Annotated in this window: 1 protein-coding gene; it reads left to right on the top strand. The window is 67.1% G+C overall.

The features are described from left to right. Positions 1–240 precede the first annotated feature (240 nt). On the top strand, positions 241–1,835 hold a 1,595-nt coding region (locus EOA60_RS31275), incomplete at its 3' end, for a ParB N-terminal domain-containing protein (RefSeq protein ID WP_128312501.1).

Below are 1,835 nucleotides of genomic sequence, written 5' to 3'. Positions count from 1 at the left end.
GGAAGGGAAGGCCCCTCGCAGATCGGGCGGACCGCCGACGCTTGCGCTCAACCGCGCCGCTCGCGATCCCAGCCCGTCGTCCTGCGCAGGGCTGAAAGCCCCGCTGGTCCGGCCGGGCAGGGATGCTCGGCCGCAGTTGCACCGGCCCGCCCGCTCCGCGGGCCGGGGGGTGTCTTCGGGAAGAAGACGAGAAAGGCCGCCCGACCCGGGCCGGTCCTAACCCCTGGAAGGAGCATTTCCATGCATCTCATCACGGTCGATCCGCGCGCGCTGAAGGAAAACCCGGACAAGGCGCGGCGCTCGAAGTCGAGCCCACAGGCCGACGCGCTGCTCTTGGCGACGATCCGTGCCGTCGGCATCGTGCAGCCTCCTGTCGTCGCTCCGGACACCGATGGCGGCAATGGCTATGTCATCGATGCCGGACATCGCCGCGTGAAGCAGGCGATCGCCGCCGGTCTGGAAGAGATTGCCGTGCTGGTGCTCGAGCGTGCCGAAGATGGCGGGGCAATGCGGTCGCTGGCCGAGACGCTGGCGCACGAACAGCTCAATCCCGTCGATCAGTGGCGTGCGATCGAGCGCCTCGTCGCGCTCGGCTGGACCGAGGAAGCGATTGCAGTCGCTCTCGCTCTCCCCGTGCGCAAAATCAGGAAGCTGCGTCTGCTCGCCAATGTGCTGCCCGCCATGCTCGATCACATGGCGAAGGGCGACATGCCCAACGAGAGCCAGCTGCGCACGATCGCTTCCGCCTCGCTGGACGAGCAGAAGGAGGTCTGGAAGAAGCACAAGCCGTCCAAGGCCGACCCGCAGGTGTCGTGGTGGAGCGTGGCGCAGGGCCTGACCAGGACCCGGATGTATGCGCGCGATGCGAGCTTCGGCGACGACCTGGCGCAGGCCTATGGCATCGCCTGGGTCGAGGATCTGTTTGCGCCGGCCGACGAGGACAGCCGCTACACCACCGATGTCGAGGCCTTCCTCGGCGCTCAGCAGGAGTGGATGGCAAACAACCTGCCGAAGCGGGGAACAATCGTCGAGGCCGGCCAGTGGGGCGAGCCGAAACTGCCGCCCAAGGCCGAACGCGTCTACGGCAAGTCCGCGAAATCGGATTGCACGGCCATGTATCTCGACCGCGACGGCAAGGTGCAGTCGGTCCACTATCGCATGCCGGAGGCAAAAAAGCCCAAGAAGGGCGAACAGCCTGTTGCCGAGGGTGACGATGCTCCGATCGTCGTGAACACCCGTCCCGACGTCACGCGCAAGGGCATCGAGATGATCGGCGACCTGCGCACCGACGCGCTCCACGAGGCGCTTGCCCGCGCGCCGATCGAGGACGACACGCTGATGGCGCTGCTCGTGCTCGCGCTCGCCGGTCAGAATGTGACGGTCGCCTCCGGCGCACGCGACATCTCCTATTATGGGGCCGCAAGCCTCGGCGAGCACGCGTCGCGGCTGTTCAATGCGGAGGGCGCGCTCGAGTTCGACCTGGACACCCTGCGCGTCTCGGTGCGGTCGCTGCTGATCGACGTGCTCTCTTGCCGGGAGAACAGGTCGAACAGCGGCATTGTCGCCCGCGTGGCCGGCAATGCGATCGGCGCGGACAACTTCCTGTCCAATATGGGAACGGAGGAGTTCCTGTCCTGCCTGTCGCGGCCCGCGCTCGAAGGCTCCTGCAAGGACACGCCGGTACTTCCGCGCGCTCGCGTGAAAGACACGCGGGCCGCACTCGTCGAGCACTTCAGGGAGGAGCGCTTCGTTCATCCGGCCGCACTGTTCGCGCCGGATAACGCCACACTCTCGTCCTGGCTGACCGGCAACACCGCGAGCGGCGAAGACGATCC

The organism is Mesorhizobium sp. M1A.F.Ca.IN.020.06.1.1 (assembly GCF_004023265.1).
In the GTDB taxonomy this organism is placed as follows: domain Bacteria; phylum Pseudomonadota; class Alphaproteobacteria; order Rhizobiales; family Rhizobiaceae; genus Mesorhizobium.
The sequence above is the reverse complement of the archived record's forward strand: the minus strand, read 5'-3'. Positions and strand labels throughout refer to the sequence as shown.